The organism is Aggregatilinea sp. (assembly GCF_036822615.1).
Classification (GTDB): domain Bacteria; phylum Chloroflexota; class Anaerolineae; order Aggregatilineales; family Aggregatilineaceae; genus Aggregatilinea.
The window spans coordinates 1-5127 of the sequence record NZ_DAISHJ010000197.1 but is presented as its reverse complement, the minus strand read 5'-3'; the positions used below and the strand labels follow the sequence as shown (position 1 = coordinate 5127).

Below are 5127 nucleotides of genomic sequence, written 5' to 3'. Positions count from 1 at the left end.
CCGTTTTCTCGCTCGAAAAGCGCATCACACGCTCCAACTGCCGAACAAACCCAATACACCGAAAAATACGGGGCGCGCGCAGCGCCCCTGCTGTTTCCCCCGCGCCGCGCACAAGCCGCATCACGTTCCCGGCGGCGCGGACGGTCGCGCGGAGGACTCCCCAATTTAGAATCGCCCCGATGACAACGCGTCAAGGCGTGATACGATCTGTAGCGCGCGGCACGACACGAGACGTACAAGGAGTGTGACCCCATGTTTTCGATGACAGTTCCAGCCTGGGATATTGTGCTGCGGACGACAGTCGTTTACCTGATCATTCTGATCGGGCTGCGGCTGGCGGGTAAGCGCGAGATCGGCCAGATGGCGATCTTCGATCTGGTCGTGCTTCTGCTCCTGGCGAATGCCGTCCAGAACGCGATGGTCGGCCCGGACACGTCGCTGCTGGGCGGCCTGCTCGCGGCGCTCGTGCTGCTGGCGCTAAACGGCCTCGTGGCCCAGCTTCGTCTGCGCTGGCCCCGACTCCAGCGGATCGTCGAAGGATCGCCGACGGTGCTGGTGCTCCACGGCGACCCCGTCATGCCGCATCTGAGGCGGGAGGGGATCGATCAGGAAACGCTGGAGGCCGCGCTGCGCGAACACGGCATCGCCAATATTCGCGACGTGGAAATGGCCGTGCTCGAGATCGACGGCAGCATCAGCATCGTGCCGGTGAGCACCAACACGCACCACACAGTCAAACGAATCGCCAAGCCGTTCCAGCACAAATGAAGAGGGTCGCGTTACGCGTAGTTCGCCAGCCAGAGGGCAGCGGCCCGCCCTTTCAGGATAATCGCGGACCGCGACGGCACATCTTCGTCGAGGCCATCGGGCGCAACCAGCAGGAGCGCGGTCGAGCTGGTCGCCAGATACCGCAGGGTCCAACCCTCATAGATAATAAGTTGAGCGAGGAGATCCTCGTCGGATAGCTCAGGATCAAAGTGAAACTCGCTTCCCGGATACTGCTCCAGTAAAGTGGGCATCGCTTATACCTTCCCGGCATGGCGGAGTTGAATAAATTCAGGATACATCGATCGGTGACCGGAGACAAAAAAGGGTGAGCGACGCGGGGATGTCGCTCACCCATCGTTGAGAAACTCTACTTAACCTTAAAAAGCAAGCTGGTCCCGGACGTACGCGAGGGCCGCGTCCATATCCGTGAAGGTGATAATCTCGTTGCCACCGTACTGCTGCTGCGACATGCTGTCCATCCCCAGCCGCACGACATCGTCATTCGTCACCGAAATATTGACCACTTTTGATTCGAACGCGTTCCGAACCTGCATTTCGCGCGCCATCTCGGCCACAACAAGCATCATCTGGCTGAAATCCGGCTCCCAGCTGCGCGAGTCTGAGATGCGGAAAATTGGCCCCGGGTCGTTTTTGCAGAGCGCGGCGTCCTGCTCGTACGCCTGCCGGATCTCGCCGGTATCGATGTGACCCTGGATCACATGGAACAAAATAGGCTCTTCGGACGATTTTTCGATATAGATCGACATATGCCCCCCTGATTTTGGGCGGAAACCTGACACTTCTCTCATAGAGAAGTAGAGTACAACCTAGTCATACTCTTATAGGATCGGTTTTACAAGTGACATATATCACTTACAAACTAATGCACATGTCCTGCCATAGAGCGCGAAACCGGTCTTTTTAGCGGGTAAAAGCGGGTGCTAATAAGCATTCAGAGGATCGTTTTGAGAGAAGAATCAACCGTAATACATGGTATATATATCGTTCTTCAGACAGAGGGACATCAGGGTGTAGGTAGCGCTGCATCTTCGAGGATATCTGCGTAGAGTTTTTCCGTCGCGGCAGAGGGTGGAATGTCGAGTTCGCGCCGGAGCGTTTCGACGCACAGGTGATACTGCCGCAGCGCCAACTGGCGCTGGCCCTGCCGCGTGTAGCAGATCATCAGGCGTTGGTGCGCGGCTTCGTGGCACGTATCGACGGCCAGCACCTTGTTACAGATCGCCGCTGTCATCGCAAAATTGTTCTGGGAAAAATAGTGATCGCTGAGCCGCTGAAGCAAGCCCAGGTAGAGGATCTGCAAAAAGTGGCGCTGGGGCATGATCCAGTTTTCGTAGCGATCTTCCTCGAACAGCTCGCCCTGGTAGAGCGTTTCCGCCGCAAGGCAGTCCTGTACGGACACGTCGGACACGCCGTTGCCCGCCAGCGGCCTGGCTTTTTCGCTGTATTCCATGAACAGATCGACATCGATCCACATGCGCAGCGCCGGGTTGAAGAAATAGCAGTCGTCCTGAAATAGAATGTACGAGAACGACGAATTGCCCGCGCGCAGCATCTGGCGCAGGCCATAGATCGTCACGTTGAGGTTGTTGCGCGCGGCGTCCGGGTCAGTGTCCGGCCAGCAGAGGTCCATCAGGACTTCTTTGGGCGTGGGCGTCGAATGGTGCAGGATCAGGTACTTGAACACCTGCTTGCTCTTGCGGCCCGGCCAGTTATTGAGCGGGTGATTGTCGAGGTAAACGCGGAACTTACCCAGGCAGTACACCGCCAGCGCCGGAGACTGCGCTTCGTCGGGCAAATGCGGCGGCGGCGGCTGGACACCGGGCGCACGGGCACCGTTGCCCTTCACCAGCTCTTCCACTTCGGATGCGGGCACAGGCGGCGGCTGTATGGCGCGGGTCCAGACGTCCTGAATACGCTGCCACAGGGACGGCACAGGGGCAAGCCGCGCGAGATCCGGCGGCGCGGCGGCGTGCTGATCGGACCCGGCCAGCAGACTGCCGGATGAAGCCCCATTGCCCCGCCCCTTGTTCGCGTCCCACGAGACGGCGTAATCCTCGGCCAGCTTACACAACGCTCCTAGCGTCTGAAGCAGCGTCTGTTCCTGAGCGGTTTCCCGCACGACATTCTGGCGATACCACTCCGCATTGGCATGGCTGACATCACATGCGGAGGCAATTTCACGCGCGGCAGCGGCAATTTCAGACATAAAGCCGTCGCTGTCTGCCGCCATGCGATCGAGCTGTTCCTGTAACTGCTGGTACTGCTGACTGCCAACCAATCCGTTTATGGTTCGCCAGTTATTTCGCACTGCCCAAGGATCAAAATTCTGCCTTTTCAGCAGCGACATAGGCAACCCTTATTGGCTCGAATGAGATGAATGCGGGCGAATGCTGGTGATGACGAACAAAGAAGGCGAGCGGCGCGAAGGCTCGAACATGAAAAACGTAAATAGATTTTAATCCATCTTTATATTAGTAATGAAGCTTCAAAACTTTCAAGGGGGACTATAGTCATGGTCTGGAGCGGCATAAACCGGGGTTAAGCGCTGAAATTTCACTTAAAAAGCGTGCACAGGCGGTTAATTTGGGCGCTCGATGCGAACGGCCAGATTCAAACAATTAAGTGCGCGGCGGGTGCGCATAAAGTCCACTCCAAGTCTGCGCCTTACAAGAGGCGGCTCCCTTGCGCCCCGGCGGGCCGCACAGCCGGGAGCGCAATCTTTTTAATAGGCTCACAAACTGAAGAATAGTCCTGCTTAATTCCACGGGAGTTCACTTAATAACGGTCGACCGTAGATGCCCAAGAAGCCAGATGTGAGGAGAATTCAAAATGCCAATCGAACCGCAAAACGCTCCGTTTTTTGAAGGCGACATTTCGAACGTGATCGTGTTGGATCCCGGGCAGCAGCCCACGAGCATCATCCACATCGGTGACGCGTGGAAGATCCGCGTGAAGTGGAACGTGAAGGGATTGTTCGCGGGCACGATGACCGACAACACGACCTGGCATGTGAGCATCGTCCTCGAATCCTTCGGGAAGGGCTTCGAAGGAGAGGTGGCCCACGACGACGTGCTGGGCAACTCGGTGCCGCTGGTCGCCCTTGAGCGGACCTATGAAGCGACGCTGCCGGCGTTCCCCGGCGGGGTTCCGGGCAACCTGATCCCCGGCCCGTACAAGATGGCCGCAGTCCTGACCCTCACGGACACAATGACTGGCAATCCGGTGCCCATCGCGGGCTACTTCGAAGGCCAGGTCATGCAGTTCTATAAGGCCTAGCGCTTTTCAACGGGCGCAACCCGGCTCCGGCACATATCAGACGCGCCGGAGCCGGGTCATCACCTTTTCTATCCACGCAGCGACGCTACGAATCCTCTTGATTCCGGCGATCAGTAATTCAGGAGCAGTGCAATGGCCTCCCAACACTCGACTTCGGACCGGTACGCGGACCTCACGCAAATCAACGGGATCGGCCCCGCCCGCCAGAAATGGCTGCGGGATACGTTCAGGATCCGCACCTATGCGGATCTGGCCGATATGTCGCCCGAGGACATCATGTCGCGCCTGAGACCGGAAGGCAAGATCGTGGCGATGAGCGCCATCGAGAGCTGGATCGAGCAGGCGGGTATCCTGGCGTCGGCGCTGCCTGAATTCGAGCGGGAAAGCCTGCACGTTCCGCCCGATGCCTGGAAGCCCTCCGCGTCGTTCGTGGTGGAGTTCCGCGAGCGGACCAACCCGTATGGGGAGATCGAGCGCGAGATCAGCGTGCATCATATGGAGGCCGACGAAGGAGAAACGTGGCCGGAATCCGCCGCGTCTGCGCCGTGGGACTGGATGCTAGCACGGCGCGAGCCTTCCGCACCTGCCCCGACGCCCGCGCCGATCCCGGAGAAGCCGCGCGCAGAGCGTCCGGTTCCTGAGGCATACAACATCCCGGAGATCGACGCACCGTTCAGCGACAAGATGCAGCAGGTGTTGGCACACGCGCGGGCGCTGCTGTCCTCCACGGCTCCCGAACCGGAATCGCACAACGGCGATACCAGCCCTGCAGGTGAGGAACTACACGCGCCGGTTTATTCCCCCACCCCGGCCCCGCGTCCCGAGACGCTGCGGCTGTGCGTCACGCAGATCCGCGCATACCAGCCCACTCAGGGCCAAATGCACTGGACCGCCGCCGGGCGATCGATGCTGCAAGCCGTGAAGGCCAACGAACCTTTCACGCTGGATGTGGCGATCGATATCGAGAAGTTGGATCCCGAACGCAGCGACCGCCCCTTGAGCCTGACCGCCGCGGCCTTCGCACACAACCTGATGACCGGGCATGCGCACACGCTGGGGAAT

General features: G+C 59.1%; 5 protein-coding genes and 1 pseudogene. 3 read left to right on the top strand and 3 right to left on the bottom strand.

What is annotated here, in order from left to right; translation table 11 throughout:
• The first annotated feature begins 252 nt into the window (after positions 1-252).
• The gene (locus V7116_RS25315; protein ID WP_324394787.1) at positions 253-768 is read left to right on the top strand and encodes a DUF421 domain-containing protein; all 516 of its coding nucleotides are present in this window, start codon (positions 253-255) and stop codon (positions 766-768) included.
• Positions 769-779: 11 nt separating this feature from the next.
• On the opposite strand, the gene V7116_RS25310 is transcribed toward V7116_RS25315, so the two are convergent.
• From V7116_RS25310 to V7116_RS25300, 3 genes are all read right to left on the bottom strand, one after another.
• Positions 780-1019, bottom strand: a complete 240-nt coding sequence (locus V7116_RS25310) for a hypothetical protein (RefSeq protein ID WP_324394786.1) — start codon at positions 1017-1019, stop codon at positions 780-782.
• 126 nt (positions 1020-1145) lie between these two features.
• The gene (locus tag V7116_RS25305) at positions 1146-1535 is read right to left on the bottom strand and encodes a hypothetical protein (protein WP_324394785.1); all 390 of its coding nucleotides are present in this window, start codon (positions 1533-1535) and stop codon (positions 1146-1148) included.
• 257 nt (positions 1536-1792) lie between these two features.
• Positions 1793-3067: an AfsR/SARP family transcriptional regulator gene (locus V7116_RS25300; protein WP_324394784.1), complete on the bottom strand. Its 1275-nt coding sequence runs from the start codon at positions 3065-3067 to the stop codon at positions 1793-1795.
• 551 nt (positions 3068-3618) lie between these two features.
• Between V7116_RS25300 and V7116_RS25295 the strand changes: the two genes are divergently transcribed.
• The gene (locus tag V7116_RS25295) at positions 3619-4065 is read left to right on the top strand and encodes a hypothetical protein (protein WP_324394783.1); all 447 of its coding nucleotides are present in this window, start codon (positions 3619-3621) and stop codon (positions 4063-4065) included.
• A gap of 132 nt (positions 4066-4197) precedes the next feature.
• Positions 4198-5127: pseudogene (locus tag V7116_RS25290) on the top strand (hypothetical protein); the annotation flags it as partial.

Excerpts from the sequence above, each read along its gene's own strand:
- V7116_RS25315 (WP_324394787.1), top strand. The coding sequence starts at position 253 with ATGTTTTCGATGACAGTTCCAGCCTGGGATATTGTGCTGCGGACGACA.
- V7116_RS25310 (WP_324394786.1), bottom strand. The coding sequence starts at position 1,019 with ATGCCCACTTTACTGGAGCAGTATCCGGGAAGCGAGTTTCACTTTGAT.
- V7116_RS25305 (WP_324394785.1), bottom strand. The coding sequence starts at position 1,535 with ATGTCGATCTATATCGAAAAATCGTCCGAAGAGCCTATTTTGTTCCAT.
- V7116_RS25295 (WP_324394783.1), top strand. The coding sequence starts at position 3,619 with ATGCCAATCGAACCGCAAAACGCTCCGTTTTTTGAAGGCGACATTTCG.